General features: G+C 70.5%; 15 protein-coding genes. 8 read left to right on the top strand and 7 right to left on the bottom strand.

The features are described from left to right. The 4 genes from NE235_RS07785 to NE235_RS07770 form a co-directional block, all read right to left on the bottom strand. Positions 1–717, bottom strand: coding sequence for a sulfotransferase-like domain-containing protein (locus NE235_RS07785; RefSeq protein ID WP_252800274.1), 717 nt, complete (start codon positions 715–717; stop codon positions 1–3). Next, positions 714–1,697: an aldo/keto reductase gene (locus NE235_RS07780; RefSeq protein ID WP_252800273.1), complete on the bottom strand. Its 984-nt coding sequence runs from the start codon at positions 1,695–1,697 to the stop codon at positions 714–716. The genes NE235_RS07785 and NE235_RS07780 overlap by 4 nt, the downstream gene beginning before the upstream one ends. Positions 1,698–1,720: 23 nt before the next feature. Further along, positions 1,721–4,816, bottom strand: a complete 3,096-nt coding sequence (locus NE235_RS07775; RefSeq protein WP_252800272.1) for a non-ribosomal peptide synthetase — start codon at positions 4,814–4,816, stop codon at positions 1,721–1,723. Positions 4,817–5,284: 468 nt separating this feature from the next. Then, entirely contained in the window at positions 5,285–6,448 is a 1,164-nt protein-coding gene (locus NE235_RS07770) for an NAD(P)/FAD-dependent oxidoreductase (protein WP_252800271.1), read from the bottom strand. A 138-nt stretch (positions 6,449–6,586) separates the two neighbouring features. Between NE235_RS07770 and NE235_RS07765 the strand changes: the two genes are divergently transcribed. The 3 genes from NE235_RS07765 to NE235_RS37225 all read left to right on the top strand — a co-directional run bounded on the left by NE235_RS07765 (position 6,587) and on the right by NE235_RS37225 (position 9,620). After that, a complete protein-coding gene (locus NE235_RS07765; protein WP_252800270.1) occupies positions 6,587–8,101 on the top strand; it encodes a purine-cytosine permease family protein in 1,515 nt (504 codons plus the stop codon). A 490-nt stretch (positions 8,102–8,591) separates the two neighbouring features. Then, positions 8,592–9,386 (top strand): IS3 family transposase, encoded by a 795-nt coding sequence (locus NE235_RS07760; protein ID WP_308206036.1) that lies wholly within the window; start codon positions 8,592–8,594, stop codon positions 9,384–9,386. Positions 9,387–9,485: 99 nt separating this feature from the next. Next, entirely contained in the window at positions 9,486–9,620 is a 135-nt protein-coding gene (locus tag NE235_RS37225) for a hypothetical protein (RefSeq protein ID WP_289848289.1), read from the top strand. Between the two features lie 21 nt (positions 9,621–9,641). On the opposite strand, the gene NE235_RS07755 is transcribed toward NE235_RS37225, so the two are convergent. Together NE235_RS07755 and NE235_RS07750 are read right to left on the bottom strand one after the other, a co-directional pair. After that, positions 9,642–13,199 carry a hypothetical protein gene (locus tag NE235_RS07755; protein ID WP_252800268.1) on the bottom strand — a complete coding sequence of 1,186 codons (3,558 nt, stop codon included), beginning with the start codon at positions 13,197–13,199 and terminating at the stop codon, positions 9,642–9,644. 242 nt (positions 13,200–13,441) lie between these two features. Further along, complete coding sequence (locus NE235_RS07750; protein WP_252800267.1) at positions 13,442–13,585, bottom strand: hypothetical protein; 144 nt, start codon at positions 13,583–13,585, stop codon at positions 13,442–13,444. Positions 13,586–13,689: 104 nt separating this feature from the next. Between NE235_RS07750 and NE235_RS07745 the strand changes: the two genes are divergently transcribed. Continuing rightward, positions 13,690–14,550 carry a hypothetical protein gene (locus tag NE235_RS07745; RefSeq protein ID WP_252800266.1) on the top strand — a complete coding sequence of 287 codons (861 nt, stop codon included), beginning with the start codon at positions 13,690–13,692 and terminating at the stop codon, positions 14,548–14,550. 31 nt (positions 14,551–14,581) lie between these two features. On the opposite strand, the gene NE235_RS37220 is transcribed toward NE235_RS07745, so the two are convergent. After that, positions 14,582–14,716, bottom strand: coding sequence for a hypothetical protein (locus tag NE235_RS37220; protein WP_289848288.1), 135 nt, complete (start codon positions 14,714–14,716; stop codon positions 14,582–14,584). A gap of 208 nt (positions 14,717–14,924) precedes the next feature. Between NE235_RS37220 and NE235_RS37215 the strand changes: the two genes are divergently transcribed. The 4 genes from NE235_RS37215 (at position 14,925) to NE235_RS07730 (ending at position 19,186) form a co-directional block, all read left to right on the top strand. Continuing rightward, positions 14,925–15,050, top strand: a complete 126-nt coding sequence (locus NE235_RS37215; protein WP_289848287.1) for a hypothetical protein — start codon at positions 14,925–14,927, stop codon at positions 15,048–15,050. A 157-nt stretch (positions 15,051–15,207) separates the two neighbouring features. After that, positions 15,208–17,976 (top strand): helix-turn-helix transcriptional regulator, encoded by a 2,769-nt coding sequence (locus NE235_RS07740; RefSeq protein WP_252800265.1) that lies wholly within the window; start codon positions 15,208–15,210, stop codon positions 17,974–17,976. A gap of 146 nt (positions 17,977–18,122) precedes the next feature. After that, entirely contained in the window at positions 18,123–18,446 is a 324-nt protein-coding gene (locus NE235_RS07735; RefSeq protein WP_252800264.1) for a putative quinol monooxygenase, read from the top strand. A 47-nt stretch (positions 18,447–18,493) separates the two neighbouring features. Further along, complete coding sequence (locus NE235_RS07730) at positions 18,494–19,186, top strand: SDR family NAD(P)-dependent oxidoreductase (protein WP_252800263.1); 693 nt, start codon at positions 18,494–18,496, stop codon at positions 19,184–19,186. The last annotated feature ends 9 nt before the right edge of the window (positions 19,187–19,195 follow it).

The following is a 19,195-nucleotide window of genomic DNA, read 5'->3' as shown; positions in this document are numbered from 1 at the left end:
TCAGAACGCGTGCTGGACGAGTCGCTCGTAGAACGGCAGGTGGTGGTCGTAGTAGGACTTGAGGGTGGTGTCGTTGTCGACCGTGACCGGATAGGTCTTCCGGCGGTCGGTGAAGCCGGTGCTGTGGCTCGCGTCGACGTGCCACTCACGGGTCCGCCGCCACTCGGGCCGTTCGCCGGCGTCCCAGGCGAGCGCCTCGGGGAGGAACGGCAGCCCGGTGTAGGCGCAGAACGTCTTCACCACCGTCTCCGGGTCGCGTACGAGGTGTTCCGCGCGGATGACGAGCGGCACGCGGCCGGTGGCGGACCGTACGGCCTCGAACAGGCCGTACAGCCGCTCGTAGCCGATCTCCGCGCAGGTCACCGCGGGCTTCACCGCGTAGTGCGAGCTGATCGTCTGCTTCGGGTCGCGGACGATGAAGGTGTGCGTCAGCGCGGCGAGACGCTCGCGGGAGAGGCCGTAGTCGTAGTCGACGACCTCCTTGACGAAGACGGGCCGGGTCCGGCCGAGGTCGGTGAGCCGGGTGAGGAGCTCCTCCGGTGACCGGGCGGTCGCCCGGCCGCCGTCCGCCGCCGGCACCGTGACCTCGCCCTCCTCGGTCAGGGCGAGGAAGGGCTCGTGCAGGACGGCGACGTCACCGCGCTCGATCATCATGCGGAGGAACGCCGTCGAGGCCGAGCGCGAGTGCGCCCACATCACGATCACACCGGCGCTCACATCGACCACCACGTCGGGACGCGGTCCCACCGGTGGTTCCGCAGCTCCCGCAGCAGGGCGTCGTCGAGCGGCCGCCCGTCGCTCACCGCGAGGTTCGCGCGGACGTGCGCGGGCCTGCGCATGCCGGGGATCACCGTGCTCACCGCGGGATGGTGCAGGATGAACCGCAGTGCCAGCTCGGGCAGCGACATGCCCTCGGGGAGGATCTCCTTCAGGCGCTCGGCGCGTTCGACGCTCGGCTTGAGGTTCTCGTCGCAGAAGTAGGTGGCGCGCCAGTCCTCCTCCGGCCAGGTGCTGTCGGCGGTCAGCGTGCCGGTGAGCGTTCCCTCGTCGAACGGCACCCGCGCGATGATCCCGATGCCGTCCCGCAGCGCCCGTTCGAACAGCTCGTCCTCGGGTGCCTGGTCGAAGATGTTGTAGATCACCTGGATCACGTCGATGAGGCCGGTGTCGAGCGCGGCGAGGCAGTTCGCCGGCTCCCAGCGGTTGACGCTGATGCCGACCGCGTCGACGACGCCCTCCCGTTTGAGGTCGGCGACGGTCTCCTGCCAGCGCTCGTCGCCGGCCCAGCGGTCCTCCCACGTGTGGAACTGCAGGAGGTCGATCCGGGAGACCCCGAGGTTGTCCAGGCTGCGGTAGGTGTACTCCCGCATGTGCTCGGCCGGATAGGCGTCGTCGAGCGTGTCGCCGGCGCCGGGCGGCCACTCGCGGTTCTTCGGCGGGATCTTCGTCGCGACGTACAGCCGCCGGTCGGGGTGGCGCTTGAGCAGCGCGCCGAGCATCTGCTCGCTGATGCCGCGCCCGTACACCCAGGCGGTGTCGAAGAAGGTGCAGCCCAGCTCGACGGCCTCGTCGAGGCAGCGCGGCGCGAGGTCGTAGTCCCAGCCGGTGAAGTTGCCGGGGCCGCCGCCGATGCCCCACATCCCGTAACCGACCTCGCTGACCTGCCAGCCGAGTCTTCCCATCGTGCGATAGCGCATTGGCTCGCCTTCCCGTCCTGTCGTCAGCCGGTGGAGACCTGGCGTCGCGCCGCCGGCGCGTCCCGGGGCTCCGGTGTCTCCCCACGGACGAGGCGGGCCCGGTACGCGTCGATCGCGCCGTCGAGCCGCCCGTCGGTGAGCCCCCGGCGCTCCTCGAGGCGCCGGCACTCGTCCTTGCGGAACAGCCGGGGGTTGTCGGTGAGCATGGCCGCGAAGGCGTCCTTCAGCGTCCGCTCGTCCGCGTCGGGCCGCCCGGGCAGGAGGGAGGCGAGGGCGGTCAGCTCCCGGTCGCCGGTGGCGAGCGCGGCCTCCCGTACGCGGGCGAGGAAGTCGCCGCAGGGGACCACCGGGAGCGGCTCCATCACCGCGCCGAAGTCGACGCTCTCGGGGTGGAAGACGTCGAACGTACGGCCCCAGGCGTCCCGGTCGCGGACCGCGGCCACCACCCGCGCCGCGACGTGGTCGACCGGCGTGTAGTCCGACAGGATCGCGGCGTCGGGCCGCACGCCGAGGCGCGGGAACGCGGCGAGCAGCAGGTGGGTGAGCGCCGAGGTGTTCGGGTACGCGTTGTCCTCGCTCGGCATCACCTCGCCCAGCCGCAGCACGGTGACCAGCGCGCCGCGCTCCCGCGCCGCGGCCAGGTGCCGTTCGGCGACCAGCTTGGAGCGGGCGTACCCGCCCTCGGGCATCCGCGCGAGGAACGGGCCGAAGTCCTCGGGGAGCGGCCCGTCGTGGTGGAGCGCCTCGGTCTGCAGCGTCGCCAGCGTCGAGACGTGGTGCAGCGGCACGGGCCGGTGCGCCATCGCCAGCCGCAGCAGCTCCACCGTGCCGCGGACGTTCGCGTGGCGGTGCGCGCGGTAGTCGAACAGGAAGTTGACCATCGCGCCGTTGTGCAGCACCAGGTCGCAGGTGCGGGCCAGATGCTCCCACGTCCGGGGGGGCAGGCCGAGGCCGGGCCGGGCCAGGTCGCCCGCGTAGCCCTCGATCCGGTCGGCGAACCGCGGCTCCCACAGGCCGCGTTCGGCGAGCGCGCCGACCACCCGCGCCGTCGCGCCGAAGTCGCCGCCGGCGCGGGTCAGGCAGAGCACCCGCAGGTCCGTACGGGCCAGCAGCTCGTGGACGAGGCGGCTGCCGACGAACCCGGTCGCCCCGGTCACCAGCACGGTCCGCAGCCTTCCTGCGCGGTCGGCGGCCCGGATCGGCTCGCCGTCCGGCACGGCCGCGTCGCGCGCCATGAGCACCGATTCCGCCTCGATCACGGCTCCGCCGCGCCGCCGGGCCTCGATGAGCGCGGTCAGCCCCGCGGCGGTCGGATGCTCGTACAGGTCCTGGACCTCCACCGGGACGCCGCACTCGGCGGTCAGCATGCGGACCAGCGACAGCGCCTGGAGCGAGTCCCCGCCCGCCTCCATGAAGTGCGCGCCCGGGGTCAGGTCCGGCCGGCCGAGCACCGAGCGGAGCGCCCGCAGCACCTGCTCGGCCGGTGTCGCCGCGGGCGGGCCCTCGGCCAGCCGCGCCGCGTCCTCGGCGAGCCGGGCGACGAGGATGGCCTGGAGCCGTCTCCGGTCGGCCTTGCCGTTGTCGTTCAGCGGGATCTCCGGCAGCAGGAAGTAGTACCGGGGCACGCTGATCCGGGGCAGTGTGCGGCGCAGCCCGTCCCGCAGCGCGTCGACGGTCAGGCCCGTGCCGGAGGCGAACAGCGCGAGCGACCGCGTGCCCGCCTGCTCGGCGACCAGGACCTCCGCCTGCCGTACCCCGGGACACTTCTCGGCCGCCACCGCGATCTCGCCGAGCTCGATCCGGACGCCGCCGATCTTGACCTGGAAGTCCTTGCGCCCGGAGAAGTACAGCAGCCCCTCGTCGTCGAGGTGGCCGAGGTCGCCGGTGCGGTAGAGCCGGTCGCCGGGGATCCGCGGGAACGGGTTGCGGACGAACGCCTGCGCGGTGGCCGCCGGCGCGCCCAGGTAGCCGGCGCCCAGGCAGGCGCCGCCGATGACGATCTCGCCGACGGTCCCGGGCGGCACCGGCCGGAACGCGTCGTCCACGACCACCGCGTAGCAGTTGTCGATCGGGCGGCCCAGCGGCACGAGGTCGCCGTCCTCGGGGGAGACGGTGTGGAAGACCATCCCAATGCTGGCCTCGGTGGGCCCGTAGCCGTTGGTCACGGTCAGGCCCGGGAGCTGGGCCATCATCCGGTGCACCGCGCCGGGGTTGAGCGGCTCGCTGCCCACGATCAGCCACCGCAGCGACGCGAGGCGGCGCAGGGACTCCCCGTCCCGGTCCACCTCCGCCGCCAGCGCGTTGAAGATGCTGGAGACGAAGTCGGTGGCGGTCACGCGGTACTCCGCGATCGTGTCGATCGTGCGCCGCAGGTCGAGGAACTCGCCCTGGACCTGCAGCACGGCGTGCCCGCCCGTGATCAGCGGCAGGAACAGCTGCCAGAGCGAGGAATCGAAGGTGTGCTTGCTGTTCTGCAGGACGACGTCCGCGCCGGTCACGCCGAAGTACCGCGCCATGGCGCGCAGCCGGTTGGTCAGCCCCTCGTGCCGGTTCATCGCGCACTTGGGCGTGCCCGTCGTCCCGGAGGTGAAGAAGCCGTAGACCAGGTCGCCGGGGCCCGGCTCCGCGAGTTCGGGCGGCTCCGCGGGCGCGATCCTGTCGACGTCGACGACGACCGCGCGGTCGCGGTGCTCCTCCGGGAGCGCGTCCGCCGTGGCACACGGCACGGGCGTCCGGGGCAGCACGCCGAACGTGTCGCGGATCCGCTCGCGCGGCCACGCCGGGTCCAGCGGCACGAACGCCGCGCCGAGTCGCATCAGCGCCAGGTACGTGATCGGCAGCTCGAGGCTGTTGACCAGCAGGACCGGGACGACGTCGCCCCTGCGCACCCCGCGTTCGGCCAGAGTGGCCGTGAGGCCCTCCACCAGCTCGCCGAGCCGGCGGTAGGTGAGCGTGCGCCCGCCGCACGACACGGCCGGGCGTTCGGGATGCCGGTGGGCCTGCTCTTCGATCAACGCGGAGACCGGGCGGAACCCGCCGTGGTCGACCGCTCGTCCGGTGAAGCTCCGTGTGGACGGGTCGTGATGGTCTTTCGAATCGTCGGCCGACTGTCCGGGCATCCACACCTCCCCATCGGGGGTCACAAAAGGTGAGCGGGACCCTATTCCGGGACCCGCCGGATATTTCGGTGCGAAGCTGGCGGTAAATTAAGCTTCCCGCCGCGGATTTCGCAAGGCCCTCTTCTCGACGGCTTCTTCGCCGCCCGCCACAGCGCGGATGGTGGCCGTCTCATCGCCGTACGGAGTTCTCCCAGGAAACGCCGTGCCGGCGGGACGTCACCCGGCTCCCGCGCCGACTGCCGGAGTTGACTGACCGCCGCCGGGCAGCGGCACGATGCCGTGACCTCAGCTTCCGTCCCTTGTGGAGCCCGTGGCGGCTCCGGCGGGAAAGGGCGCAGGCCGCGGAAGCGGATGCGCGAGATCGCCCGCGACCCGGTGTTCCGGCCGGTCAGGTGACTCTTCGGATATGCGGCGGTCGTCGATCGCGGTGGTCAATTCAGTAATGGACAGTGCGCAATCATCGGCCACTTATTCCGTGGCCATGTGGCGGATCGGGAATGTTTCTGACTCCGTAATATGACTCGCCGCGGTGAAGCGGCCGGGGGACAGTGCCGCCGGATCGGCGCCGTCGGCGGGCGGCGGCGTACGGGTCGCGGCGGCCGCGGCGATCCGGCCCATGGCGGGCGACGTCTGCACCCCGTACCCGCCCAGGCCGGCGAGCCAGACGAACCCCGGCGCGTCCGGCGCCTCGCCCACGACCGGGGTATCGTCAGGCGCCGTGGTCCGCAGCCCGGCCCACGCGCGCCGGACGCCGCGGATCCGCAACGTCGTGGCCTCCTCCACCCGTTCGACCGCGAGCGCGAGGTCGAGGTCGTCCGGGCGCGCGTCGCACGGCGGCACGGGCGTCGCGTCGCACGGGGAGACGAGCAGCCGTCCCGACTCCGGCTTGACGTAGAAGGTGTCGGCCACGTCGGTCACCATCGGCCACCCGGCGGCGTCGGCCCCGCCGGGCGGGTTCGCCATGAACGCCGTGCGGCGCAGCGGCGTGAGGCCCAGCGGGCGGACGCCGGCGAGCGCGGCGACCTCGTCCGCCCACGCCCCGGCCGCGTTCACGACGACAGGGGCGGCGAACGCGCCCGCGTCGGTCACCGCCCGCCAGCGCCCCCCGGTACGGGACAGGCCCCGCACCCGCGCCCTCGTGACGACCGCGCCGCCGCGCGCCCGTACGCCTCGCAGGAAGCCCTGGTGGAGCAGGTCGACGTCCATGTCCATCGCACCCGGCTTGACCATCGCGCGGGTGTACCGCCCGGCCCGCACGACCGGGCAGTACCGCGTGACCCCGGCGACGTCGATCTCCCGGACGGGCACGGGAGCGGACAGGCCGTCGGCGAGCATCGCGGCGAACCCGTCCTCGTCGCCCGCCGGGCACAGGGTCAGCACGCCGCGGGGGGACAGCAGCGGCCCGTCGGCGAAGCCGGGCGGCGGCGCCGTGAGGAACGCGCGGCTCGCCGCGGTCAGCGCCCGTACGGTGGGGTTGCCGTAGTACTCGGAGAACAGCGCGGCGGATCGCCCGGTCGAGTGGTACCCCGGGGCGGACTCCATCTCCAGCAGGGTGACGTGGCCGTACTCGGACAGGAAGTAGCCGGCGGCGGCACCGGCCACGCCGGCGCCCACAACGAGGAAATCGCCCATCCTCGCAACTGAACACACCGCGCCGGTCGGCGCAATGGGTCCCGCGCAGGGGATAGGAACCGGTCATTGACCGCTATAACGGACGGCCTCTACGGTGCGCTGGACGGAAGAGAACAGGTCGACAGGCAGGTAGTACCCATGAGCGGTGTCCAGGGCGGGGCCCCGGCGGGCGGCGAGAGCGGGCGGCCGCTCCGGATCGAGACGCACGGCATCGACGTGATCGGAGACGCCGACCGCAAGGGACGGCCCCGGCAGCTGTTCTTCCCCTGGTTCGGCGCGAACGTGTCGATCCTCGGCCTGGGCTACGGGTCCTTCGCGCTGGGCTTCGGCATCTCGTTCTGGCAGGCACTCCCGGCCGGGCTCGTCGGCATCGTCTTCTCGTTCCTGCTGTGCGGCCTCATCGCGGTCGCGGGCAAGCGCGGGTCGGCGCCGACGATGGTGCTGAGCCGCGCGGCCTTCGGCGTCCGGGGCAACCGCCTGCCGTCGGCGATCTCCTGGCTGCTCACCGTGGGCTGGGAGACGGTCCTGACCGCCCTGGCGACGATGGCGACCGCGACCGTCTTCGGCCGTCTCGGCTGGGGCGGCGGCACCGCCACCAAGGTCGTCGCGCTGATCGTCGTCGCCGTGCTGATCGTCGGCGGCGGCGTCATCGGCTTCGACCTGATCATGCGCATGCAGGCGGTCATCACGGTGCTCACCGGCGCGCTGACGATCGTCTACATCCTCCTGGTCGCGCACCGCATCGACTGGCACACCGTCAGCGCCATCCACGGCGGCTCCGCCCAAGAGGTCATCGGCGCCCTGGTCTTCATGGTGACCGGTTTCGGCCTCGGCTGGGTGAACGCCGCCGCCGACTACTCCCGCTACCTGCCCCGGGACTCCTCCAGCCGCGGCGTCGTCGGCTGGACGACCTTCGGCGCCTCCCTCGCGCCGGCCGTGCTCCTCATCTTCGGCCTGCTCCTCGCCGGATCCTCGGCCGACCTCGGCAAGGCGATCGCCGCCGACCCGATCGGCGCGCTCACGACGATCCTGCCCACCTGGTTCCTCATCCCGTTCGCCGCCGTCGCGGTGCTCGGCCTCGTCGGCGGCGCCGTCCTCGACATCTACTCGTCCGGCCTGGCGCTGCTGGCGGCCGGCCTGCGCGTGCCGCGGTACGCCGCCGCCCTGGCCGACGGCGTGCTCATGATGCTGGGCACCGTCTACGTCGTCTTCGTCTCCGGGAACTTCCTCGGCCAGTTCACCGGCTTCCTCACGACCCTCGGCGTTCCCGTCGCCGCCTGGTGCGGCATCATGCTCGCCGACGTCGCGCGCCGCCGCCGGGACTACGACGAGACCGACCTGTACCGGCCGGCGGGGCGGTACGGCGACGTCCCCCCGCTGCCCCCGCTCGTCCTGCTCGCCGCCACCGCCGTCGGCTGGGGCCTCGTGACGAACACGGCCGCGGGCTGGCTGAAATGGCAGGGCTACCTGCTGAAGCCCCTCGGCCTCGGCGGCCGGTCCGGCGCCTGGGCCTTCGCCAACCTCGGCGTGCTCGCCGCCCTCGTCATCGGCTTCGCCGCGATGTGGGCGCTGAACCGCTCGACCGTACGCGCCCAGGAGTCCCGCCGGTCCCCCTCCCCGGAAGCCCCCGAGACCGAGGTCGCCCAGGCGTGACGGGCCCGCCCGGGAGCCCATCAACCTCTGGACTGCGACGCCCGGAGGTCCACTTTCGTTCCCCAATCGGGTGAGCCGGCGCGCTACTCGTCGGAGGCCCTGTTCTGGGTGTCTGGAACAGGTGCATCGCTGCCGCTTGTTTTTTCCGCTCGTGACGGCGCGGGCCGCATAACGTCTCTTGAGACCGTGGTGACGACGCTGCCTGTTCTAGGGCTACTCCCCTCCTGTCTCTGAGGATATCCCGATAGGCAGCACTTGCGGCAGTGGCGGCATGAAAAGGTAGTCGTAACCGCCAGGGGCGGCAGCACTATCCGTAGGGCAGAGATCAGCGACGACCCCGCCTAGAAGTGACTGATATCCCTGGTTATCGGAACTTAGGAGATGTCGCTGCACCGTTCCGGTCTATGGCCGGAACTGCTATGACATGCATGGCTTCGCGAGGGTCCTGCCGTCACAGTGACCAGGCCTTTCCGCTGGCTGCCCCTGGCTGGTGGCACTTCCCGGAGGTATCGACGTTGCATGCACTTCTTCTTGTCATTACTGCACTTCTGTCCGGTCTTATCTCCGGCGTACTGGGCTACCTGCTCGCAAGGAGCCGAAACGGAGCCGAGTGCGGACGGCTGAAGGGGGATCTGAAGGCTACCGGCGCGTGCACGAGGTGCTGGAACGCCACGGTGAGCGGGTCAGCCCGGAACTGGTCCGGCAGTTGATGCGCGAGCTGGACCTGCGGGCCTGCCAGCCCGGGCCCTGGCGGCCCGCCACGACCGACGCCGACCTCCACCATCGCATCCCGGACCTGGTCGGGCGAGACTTCACCGCGAACGCACCGGGCACGAAGTTCGTCGGTGACATCACCTACATTCCCACTTGGGAAGGCTTTTTGTATCTGGCCACGGTCATCGACTGTTTCAGTAAGAAGGTCGTCGGCTGGGCGATGGCTGATCATTTCCAGACCTCGCTGATCGAAGCGGCGACCGACATGGCCGCAACGAACGTACCGATCGCCGAGGGAGCGATCTTTCATTCTGATCGCGGTTCTAATTACACATCGCTCGGCTACGCAGGCAAACTCAAGGTCATGGGGATGCGGCAGTCTATCGGCCGGACTGGTGTCTGCTGGGACAACGCGATGGCCGAATCGTTCTTGCTGAAGAACCAGTGGTTGAATCGTTTCGAGTTTACCGACCGCGCTAAAGCACGCCGTCAGGTTGTCAGATACATCGAAGGCGGCTTCATTCGGGACTCGGCTACAAGACGCCAAAAGAGGTTGAGGATGAGTATCTGAGTCCACAGCTCGCTGCTTAAATCGGACACAACGCAGCTGTCCGGAAAACGCGAGGCCCCTCACCGTCGAGCGATCACGCTGGAGATCGCGCCCGCATACGTGTCGGAGGAACAGGCGGCCGAGTGGCTGGCGCCCTTCGCCGACGAGGTCGGCGCAGCCCTCGAACGAGTGCTGGCCGCCCGTCGCTACGCCGCCACCGGCGACCTGCGCAGTCTGCAGGGAGGGTACCCCTAGCTAGATCGGCGGCTGGGCGTCTTACGCGGGGTTGATCACGGTGACTTCGACGCATTCCTTCAGGTGGGCGGGGACGGGCTGTCCGTCGGGGCCTTTGCGGCTGTAGCTGCTCGCCGCCCAGCGGACGTTGTTCTTGTCGCGGGTGATGTCAGGGCCCCGCGGGTTTTCGTCGCGGGTGATGTCAGGGCCCGGCGGTTTTTCGTCGCGGGTGATGTCAGGGCCCGGCGGCCGGTGCGAGCCGGTCCATGACGCCAGCGCCTTGAGCAGCTGGGCTCGAACGGCCGGATCGGTGGTTTCCTCGAGCATCCGGAGCAGCCCGCTGATCATCGGGCCGGATACGTCGACCTTATTGACCGAGAAACCCTCACGGGCACGGACCAGGCCCCACACCTGACCAGCGACAGCCGCATTCCAGCCCACGTCGGTCGCATCCTTGATGAACCGCCGAAAACCGCCCTCGCTCGCCGAATACAACGGGACCGCCGCCGCCAACCTGGAATGTTCCCCATCGATGTCGACAACAAGCCCGCCGCCACCACCAGGACCCTGGACATTCCCCGCACTAAATGGATCAGACCACTCAGAAACCGATACGCCCAGCTCCGGCGGGTAACCCCCGTAACCGCTCGCATCAGCCGGGTTGAAATTGAATGGAACAAGCGCCTGCGACCTGTCCACCTCCTTACCTTTGGAGCTCCCCTCGTCCAGGCTAACCGGAGCACTAAAGGAAACAGACCAATCAGAAACCTCTACGCCCAGCTCCGGCGGGTAACCCCCGTAACCGCTCGCATCAGCCGGGTTGGCATTGAATGGAACAAGCGCCTGCGGCCCGCCAGACCAGTCCTTGGACCCTCCGACCCCGAAATCATCGGGGGCGGCAGTGGGGTCGGGGGCGAGGCCGAGAATCTGAATCGTCCGGGGATCGACCCCCGGCGGGGGCGGGTAAAGCTCTCCCTCCGGGGTGAACACCGGCCCGTAATGAGCGACGTAATCACCGTGATCATCCCACGCCCACCAGGACCGGAACTGGCCGGGGCGAGCGGCGGCCAGCCGCTCGATCAATTCTCCCAAAGAACTACCGGGAATAGACCAGAACTCCGATTCGAGGGTGGAAGAGGCCAGGCCGAACTTCCCGAAATTTACGGCATTGGCCAAATTCTCCGCCAGCATGGCCACATCCGACTGGACAAGGGCCTCCTCGCCTGCGACCGCTCGACCAACGCCACCCTCCTGCACCCCCGTAGAAACAGGAGCCTGCGGCCAACCCGGCCTGTCCACCTCCTTACCCTTAGGCCCCGACGCCGCAGTGGGGTCAAGGGCGTTGGCGTCGAGAACACGAACCTTATCGGGATGGACCCCACGCGGGGTCGGATAAGGAGTCCTGTGCCGATCGGTCAGGTCATACCTCAGCCCGACATAGGAGACCTCAAAACCCAAGTCCGCGTCCAAAGCCCACCACTGCCGGAACTGGCGCGGGTAAACGGCGGCGAGCCGACCGGGCAAATCCCCCGAAGTCACACCCCAGCCGCCCTCGATGGCCGCGAAATCGAAGTCATACGAGGCCATGCCGGCCTCCCCGGCCTCGATGACAGCACCCGCGGCGGCCTCAAGATCAGAGCCACCCTCGGAAACCCGCGCAACCACGAGCCGCTTCGTAGTCACCCAGTCATTCTTCGCCTTCTTCCACGCCTTCGAGGCGACTTCAGCGTCGAACCTCCATTTGGGGGTGGCGTGCCCAAGAAAGTCCTTGAAGACCTGCACATTTGACACGCCATTTCCTATCGCATTGAGGGCGGCGTCCCGCAGGTGCGCCTCAGTGACCTTCCCCTGGGGGGCGGGGGGCGGGACCCACGGAGCCGGAGCCGGCCGCTCCTTTTTCGCCGCCCTCCACGCCTTCCTGGCAGCCTCCCCCCCAAAAATCCATTTGGCGGTCTCAAGAGCCTCCTTGAAGCCGAGCGAAGACATCACCTTTTGACTCACCGCCTTGCGGGCGGCGTCCAGCAGGTCCTCCTCACTGGCTTCCCCTCGGGGGGCGGGCGGCGGGGCCCACACAACCGGAACCGTCTGCCCGCCTTTCACCGCAGCCCATACCTCCCCGTCGGGCCCGCTTCTGAATATCCAGCCGGCCTCGCGAAGAGCCGTCATGAAGCCGGCCACAGATGTCACTTCGGTGTGCGGCGCGTCTTCGTACGGGTCTATACGCTGCGCGTGTTTGGCGGCGTCCAGCAGGGCCGCCTCAGTGACCTTCCCCTGGGGAGGGCGGGGCGCGACCCAGTCGATACCCGGATCCCGCTCTCCCGTCTTCGCCTCCGACCACGCCCCCCGGGCAGCCTCGGTTTTGACTTTCCAGCCGGCCTCGCGAAGAACCTTCAAGAAGTCGTGCACAGATGTCACTTCGGTGTGCGGCGCGTTTTCGTACGGGTCTTTGCGCTGCGCGTATTTGGCGGCGTCCAGCAGGGCCGCCTCAGTGACCTTCCCCTGGGGAGGGCGGGGCGCGACCCAATCGATACCCGGAGCCGGCTTTTTCACCTCCGACCACACCCCCTCGGCAACCTCGGTGTTGACTTTCCAGCCGGCCTTGCGAAGAGCCTTAAAAAAAACCTTCCCAGCTGTCACTTTGGTGTGCGGCGCGTTTTCGTACGGGTCTATGCGCTGCGCGTATTTGGCGGCGTCCAGCAGGGCGGCCCGCTTTTCCGCCTCAGTGAGCTTCCCCTGGGGGGCGGGGGGCGCGACCCAGTCGACGGGTTGCTTCCGCTTCGGCATGCCGATGTGGGGACTGGCCTTGTCGGTGAGCACGGCGACGATGTCCTGGCTGGACAGACTCGGGATGGTGACCTGGCCGGTCAACGGTCGTGCGGTGGTCAGCTCGATGTGCAGGGCGCGAGCCTGTTCGACCGAGCCGAGCGGGCTGTCGAACCGGTCGAGCATGGCGGGAGTCAAATCTTCGAGCACGGCGGTGTCGCCGTCATAGTCGAGGACTTTGACACCGTCGGTGGTGTTGACGGCGACGAGAGCGTGACTGACCTCCGGACGGCCGACGACGACGACCGTGGCGGTATTGTGCCCCGCGACCGTCTCGAACACCGCTTCCCAGGATCGGACCGGTTCCCAACTACCGGGCCGGTTCAGCCAGCGCCGCGCGCTCAGATCCGCCGACGCCGCCGTATCATCCACCCACCGCACCCCCGCAGAAGGTGCGATGCCCTGGGGAAACAACCCGGCCAAGACCGCCTCGGCGAACTGCAGGCACCGGCCCGCGACATCGGCACCAGCGCCCTCCAGCCGCCCGGTCGCATACGAGATCACCCCAAGCAGCCCATCAACGGCTCCGGCCGGCGAATCACCCGTCTGAGCCGGCGGCCGATACGGCAGGCCGTTCTCCCGGACGGAGGCCAAGACCCGGGTCCCGACCGCGCGCACGAAGCCGGTGTGGGAGTCCAGCGCACCGTTCAGGGCCTCAGACCGTGGATCGTCCGCCCGAACCGGGCCGGCAGAACCCGTCCACGCTTCGTCACCGAACGCCGGCGCCCCCACCCCCGGCCTTCCCACCCCGGACAGACCCTGATCAACGTCATCCACAGCCCCCACGACCGCGGCCGACGGCGGTCCAGACTCGAAGGCAGCCCGCAGGACCACCGCCCCAGGGCCGGCCCCCAACGTGACGCGCCCATCCGGCCACACCGTCGCCACACCCGCCTGCACACACGCCGCCTCACCCCCGGCCGCGCTGTACCGCGACGTACGCCACCCTGCCCAACAACCCACCACACCCATACCGCAAAACCCTAAACGACCCGGCCCGGGGCGTCATAGACCGCGCCCTACACGAGGCGACTGTTGAGGACATCGACTACATCGCCGGAGCGGTGATCGCCCGCCCCGTCCGGCAGGTCGCCGTCAGGGGTCGCCGCGGGCAGAACGTGCAGCACCGGGGAGGGGCTGCCCGCGTCCACCCACGCGCGCATGTGCTCGACCATTCGCCCGGCCGCAGCGGTGGCCGCCGCTCCGTGGGCGTATGCGCCGAGATCGAACTTCCTGTCGGGCCAGCGCAGCGCCGACCGGTAGGAGAATGTGCCGTCGTCGACGGTCGCGGGAGTGCCGAACCGCCAGGCCGGTCGCCCGCGCCCCCCAGGCCGCCGACGACGCCCGGGCCGAGCTGGAACGCGCCCGCGCCGACGCCGAACGCGAGCGCACCACCCTGCAGCACGCGCACGAGGCGCAGCTCGCCGCCATCGCCGAAATCACGTCGCTCATTACAGGGCCGGTGTTCACCCCGGAGGGAGAGGTTTACCAGCCCCCGCCGGGGGTCGATCCCGAGACAATTCAGATTCTCGGCCTCGCCCCCGACCCCACTGCCGCCCCCGATGATTTCGGGGTCGGAGGGTCCAAGGACTGGTCTGGCGGGTCGCAGGCGCTTGTTCCATTCAATGTCAACCCGGCTGATGCGAGCGGTCGCGGGGGTTACCCGCCGGGCGTAGAAGTTTCTGAGTGGTCTGATCCATTCAGTGCGGGGAATGCCCAGGGTCCTGGTGGTGGCGGCGGGCTCGTTGTCGACATTGATGGCGAACATTCCGGGTTGGCGGCGGCGGTCCCGAGTTATTCGGCGAGCGAGGGCGGTTTTCGGCGGTTCATCAAGGATGCGACCGACATAGGCTGGAATGCGGCTGTCGCTGGTCAGGTGTGGGGCCTGGTCCGTGCCCGTGAGGGTTTCTCGGTCAATAAGGCCGACGTATCCGACCTGATGAGGCGCGGGCTACTCAAGGTGCTCGAGGGAACCATCGATCCGGCCCTTCGAGCCCGGCTGCGTGAGGCGCTGGTGTCATGGACCCGCTCGCACCGGCCGCCGGGGGGACGAGCAGCTACAGCGGCTACGGCCTCGACGGAAAGCCCGTTCCCGACGACCAGATGGCATGCGTCGAAGTCGCCGTGATCAACCTCACGTAAGACGCCCAGCCGCCGATCTAGGGGTACTCGCCCTGCAGACTGCGCAGGTCGCCGGTGGCGGCGTAGCGACGGGCGGCCAGCACTCGTTCGAGGGCTGCGCCGACCTCGTCGGCGAAGGGCGCCAGCCACTCGGCCGCCTGTTCCTCCGACACGTATGCGGGCGCGATCTCCAGCGTGATCGCTCGACGGCCAGGTTGCGGGCGGCCTCGCCCATGACCAAGGGATCTTCTGCTGCGGCAGCGATCAGACGGGCACGGTCGGCGCCGACGTCGTCGCCGGTCGTGAGCCCGCGGACGAGGGCTCACGGTCGCGAGCGCGAAGACCTGGACTGGACTCGACCGGGCGTTCCGCACCCTTGGGGTGGAGCACGGCGGCGGCACGGCGCCGGAGCCGAAAGCCGAACTGGACGCTCTGCTCGACACGGCCGAACCCCTCATCGGCACCGAGGAGGCCCGCCGGCTGCGCCGGCTCCCGGGCGGCCGCTGATGCGTCGTGGTGGCCGCCCGCGCGGACACGGGCCCTTCGCACGCGCGTTCTGCCGGTGAGATAATGCCTGCTCACGTGCGCGGCCGGTCGTTCGACTGCTCGGCGCGGCAGGACGAGGGACGCGGCGAATGCGAGGCGGGCGAAGGTAGTGGCAGGCGTGGGCGCCGACCCGACCGGACTGGTCGGGCGAGACCGCGAGCTCGCCGAGCTCGCGGCGTTCCTGGACGAGGCCGGGACGGACGGAGCCGCCCTCCTGCTCACCGGTGATCCAGGTGTGGGAAAGACGGCGCTCCTGGACGCGACCGCCGAGCTGGCGGTCGCGAAGGGGATGCGCGTCATCCGCGGGAGCGGCGTCGAGTACGAGACGGACATCAGCTTCGCGGGCCTGCACCAGCTCGTCGTCTCGCTGTCGCGCGAGCTCGGCCGTCTGCCGCGTTCCCTGAAAGAGACCCTCGAGGTCGCGCTCGGTCTCGGCGTCGGCCCCGCGCCGCGCCCGATCGCCGTCCTGAACGCGGCCCTGTCGCTGTTCGGCGAGGTTGCGAAGGAACAGCCGCTGCTCCTCGTGGTCGACGACCTCCACGTCATCGACCACGCGAGCCGGTCCGCGGTGGCCTTCGTCGCCAGAAGACTGGGCGGTCACCGCATCGGGCTGCTCGGGACCCGGCGAGCGGAGTCCAGCGGGTCGTTCCGGCCCACCGGCCTGGCAGAGCTCGAGATCGCGCCGCTCGACGACGCGGACGCACTGCGACTGTTGTCCCGGCGCTTCGCTCACCTCCCTCGCCGGATCCTCCTGACGGTGGCGGGCGAAGCGCAGGGCAATCCCCTCGCTCTGCTCGAGTTCGCCGGGTCCACCAGTGCGTCCGGCGCTCCGTACGGCGGACGGGTGGGGTGGGTGAGCGGCCAGGGGCGAGAAGTCCGTACCCTGTACGCCGCCCGCGTCGAACGACTACCACAGGAGACGCGCGACCTGCTGCTTCTCGCGGCTCTCGAAGGCTCCGGCGACATCGGCGTTCTCGAGGCGGCCGGCGGGCCGGGTCTGCTCGACGGGCTCGCTCCCGCGGAGCGCGACCACCTGGTCAAGGTCGCGGCGAGCGGCCGCGCCGTGCGCTTCCGGCATCCGCTGGTCAGGTGTGCGGTGGTCGACGGTTCCACCGGCGAGCAGCGACGCGGCGCCCACCGCCGGCTGGCCGACGCCCTGGCCGACCAGCCCGAACGTCGCGGTGATCACCTCGCGAGGGCCACGACGGCGCCCGACGAGGTGGTCGCCGCCGTCATCGAGTCGGCGGCCCAGATCAGCCTGCGGCGCGGCGACGCCGCCGGCGCGATCATGCGGCTGCGGCGTGCGGCCGAGCTGAGCCCCGGCCAGATCGACCGGAGGCGCCGCAGGTCGCAGGCCGCCTACGTCGCCGCCTGGGTCGCCGGTCATCTGGAGATTTCGCACGAGATCATGCGCGAGGTGCGGGGCGACCCGGCGGCCCGGTCACTTGCGGCGGCCGCCGCCGCCGGCTTCCTCGTGCTCGTAACGGAGGGTGACGCGGACACGGCCCTCGCGCTCCTGCTGAAGACGATCGAGCAGGTTCCGTTCCCCTCCGGCCTGCCCCACGGCGAGCTGGAGACCGCGCTCTTCACCCTCACGCTCGCCGGCGAATACTCGGGCCGGCCGGAGCACTGGGAGCCTCTGGCCGGCATGCTCGCCCGGTTTCCCGACGCGCCTCCCGCCGCCGCCGTGTCGTTGGCGCGGATCCACCACGACCCCGGCGGCGTCACCGACGACCTGCTGCGCCGCCTGGACGACGAGATCGCGCAGCTGAAGGGCGAGACCGACGCCGACGTGGTCATCCGCACCGCCCTGGCCGCCTCGTACCTCGACCGCCTCCCGGCCTGCCGCGAGGCCGTGTCCCAGGTCATCCGCGACGGCCGCGACGGCGGCGCGGTCGGGGCGAGTATGCCGGGTCTGATCTTCGTTGCCCTCGACGACCTGTACGCCGGCCGGTGGCGGGCGTCGGCGGACGCCGCGGCCGAGCTGATCGCGCTGTGCGAGGAGACGGGCTACCATCTGTTCGCTCAGGTGGGGCACTACGTCGCCGCGATGGTCGCGGCCCAGCGCGGCGACCTCGACGCCTGCCGTGACCACTGCGAGGCCATCTGGGGCTGGTCAGGGCCCAGGGGGCTGCGGCGGATGGAGAACTGCGCTCACCAGGCGGCGGCCCGGGCAGCCTCGGGCGCCGGCGACTTCGAGACGGCTTTCCGGCACGCCACGGCGATCTGCACACCCGGGACGCTGCCGCTCTTCAACCCCGAGGCCGTGTGGTCCGCGCCGGACCTCGTCGAGGCGGCCGTGCGTACCGGGCGCCTCGACGAGGCGCGACGGCACGCGGACGCGGTGCGCGACGCCGACGTCGCCCGCCTCTCGTCGCGGTTCGCGCTGACCTCGGCCACGATCACGGCGATGACCTCGGCTTCCGAGGACATGCCCCGGCGCTTCGAGGAGGCGCTCGCGGTGCCGGGCATCGAGCAGTGGCCATTCGAGGTCGGCCGTGCTCATCTGGCGTACGGCGAGACGTTGCGCCGTCAGGGACTCAACCGCGACGCCCGCGTACAGCTGGCTGCCGCCCGCGACCGCTTCGAGCAGCTCGAGGCACGCTCGTGGGAGGCCCGGGCGGCGGCAGAGCTCCGCGCCACCGGAATGACGCGGACCGCCCCGGGCAAGGCCGGCGCGCCCCTCACCCCTCAGGAGCTGGAGGTCGCCAGGCTCGCGGCGACAGGGCTGTCGAACCCACAGATCGCGTCGCGGCTGTTCCTTTCGCCGCGAACCGTCTCGTCGCACCTGTACCGGGTGTTCCCGAAGCTGGGGATCACGTCCCGTGCCGCGCTCCGCGACGCCCTCGAGGCGCGGCCCCCCGAGCCGCCGGCCGCCCGGCCGTGAGATCCGCCCTCCGGGCCGCAGTACCGCCCCGGCCCTGATGTGAGCATGCCGGCCCTCAGATGTCAGTCAGCTGACGGAGGCTGCCGGCACGGCCGCTGAGCCACCCTCGTAGGCACATCAACCTGCCGGCTCGGAAAGGGATCAACATGACCGCGACCCCCAACGGCTACGTGACCGTCATCTGGGACGCCAAGGCGAAGGCGGGGAGGGAGGCCGACCTCGAGGCGTTCATCACCGCGGCCGTCACCCCCTCGCGCAACGACCCGGGCAACATCGACTACGAGGCCCACGAGGTCGAGGGCCGGCCCGGCTCGTTCGTCATCTACGAACGCTGGGAGACCCGCGCCCAACTCGAGGCCCACCTCGCCGCGCCCCGGATGCAGGAACTCGTCCCGCAGATGCTCGAGCTGATCGAAGGCTCCATCGAGGACGGCATCCGCCTGCTGCGCCCGTTCCGCCCCGCCCACTAGTACGACACGCCCTCACATCCACACCGACGGCATATAAGGAACGGCGAATGACGACCACATTGATCACTGGCGGCAACCGGGGCCTCGGCCACGAGACCGCGCGCCGGCTCATCGAGGCAGGCCAGACCGTCTGGATCGGAGCCCGCGACCCGGAGAACGGTCGCGAGGCCGCCGACCGGCTCGGCGCCAAGTTCATCCAGCTGGACGTGACCGACGACGCGTCGGTGAACGCGGCGGTCGAGACGCTGCGCGCGCAGGCCGGCCACCTGGACGTCCTCATCAACAACGCCGGAATCCTCGGTGAGGTCACCGCGCCCGAGGACATGACGGTGGACCAGATCCGCCACGTCTACGAGACCAACGTCTTCGGCCTCGTACGGGTCACCCATGCGTTCCTGCCGCTCCTGCGAGCGGCGACCGTTCCGTCCGTCATCAACGTCACCAGCGGACTCGGGTCGTTTACGCTGACCCACGACCCGGAGCGCGTCGAGTCGCGGTATCCGCTCGCCGCGTACGGCTCGTCCAAGAGCGCGGTCACCATGCTGACCATGCAGTACGCCAAAGCGACCCCCGACGTCCGCTTCAACGCGGTCGACCCCGGCCAGACCGCGACCGAGTTCACCGGCCACACCGGGCACAGCGTCGAGGAGGGCGCCGAGGCCGCGGTGCGCATCGCCACCCTCGGGCCCGACACGCCCACCGGCACGGTGACCGACCGCGCCGGTGTGCTCCCCTGGTGAGGCCGCGGG

This window comes from Actinoallomurus spadix (assembly GCF_024055725.1).
In the GTDB taxonomy this organism is placed as follows: Bacteria; Actinomycetota; Actinomycetes; order Streptosporangiales; family Streptosporangiaceae; genus Actinoallomurus; species Actinoallomurus spadix.
This window is presented reverse-complemented; position numbering and strand designations above follow the sequence as displayed.

What these genes read in the sequence shown, in the direction of transcription:
- NE235_RS07775 (WP_252800272.1), bottom strand. Translation starts at nt 4,816, where the DNA reads ATGCCCGGACAGTCGGCCGACGATTCGAAAGACCATCACGACCCGTCC.
- NE235_RS07770 (WP_252800271.1), bottom strand. Translation starts at nt 6,448, where the DNA reads ATGGGCGATTTCCTCGTTGTGGGCGCCGGCGTGGCCGGTGCCGCCGCC.
- NE235_RS07745 (WP_252800266.1), top strand. Translation starts at nt 13,690, where the DNA reads ATGTGCCGTCGTCGACGGTCGCGGGAGTGCCGAACCGCCAGGCCGGTC.
- NE235_RS07765 (WP_252800270.1), top strand. Translation starts at nt 6,587, where the DNA reads ATGAGCGGTGTCCAGGGCGGGGCCCCGGCGGGCGGCGAGAGCGGGCGG.
- NE235_RS07730 (WP_252800263.1), top strand. Translation starts at nt 18,494, where the DNA reads ATGACGACCACATTGATCACTGGCGGCAACCGGGGCCTCGGCCACGAG.
- NE235_RS07750 (WP_252800267.1), bottom strand. Translation starts at nt 13,585, where the DNA reads ATGCGCGCGTGGGTGGACGCGGGCAGCCCCTCCCCGGTGCTGCACGTT.
- NE235_RS07780 (WP_252800273.1), bottom strand. Translation starts at nt 1,697, where the DNA reads ATGCGCTATCGCACGATGGGAAGACTCGGCTGGCAGGTCAGCGAGGTC.
- NE235_RS07735 (WP_252800264.1), top strand. Translation starts at nt 18,123, where the DNA reads ATGACCGCGACCCCCAACGGCTACGTGACCGTCATCTGGGACGCCAAG.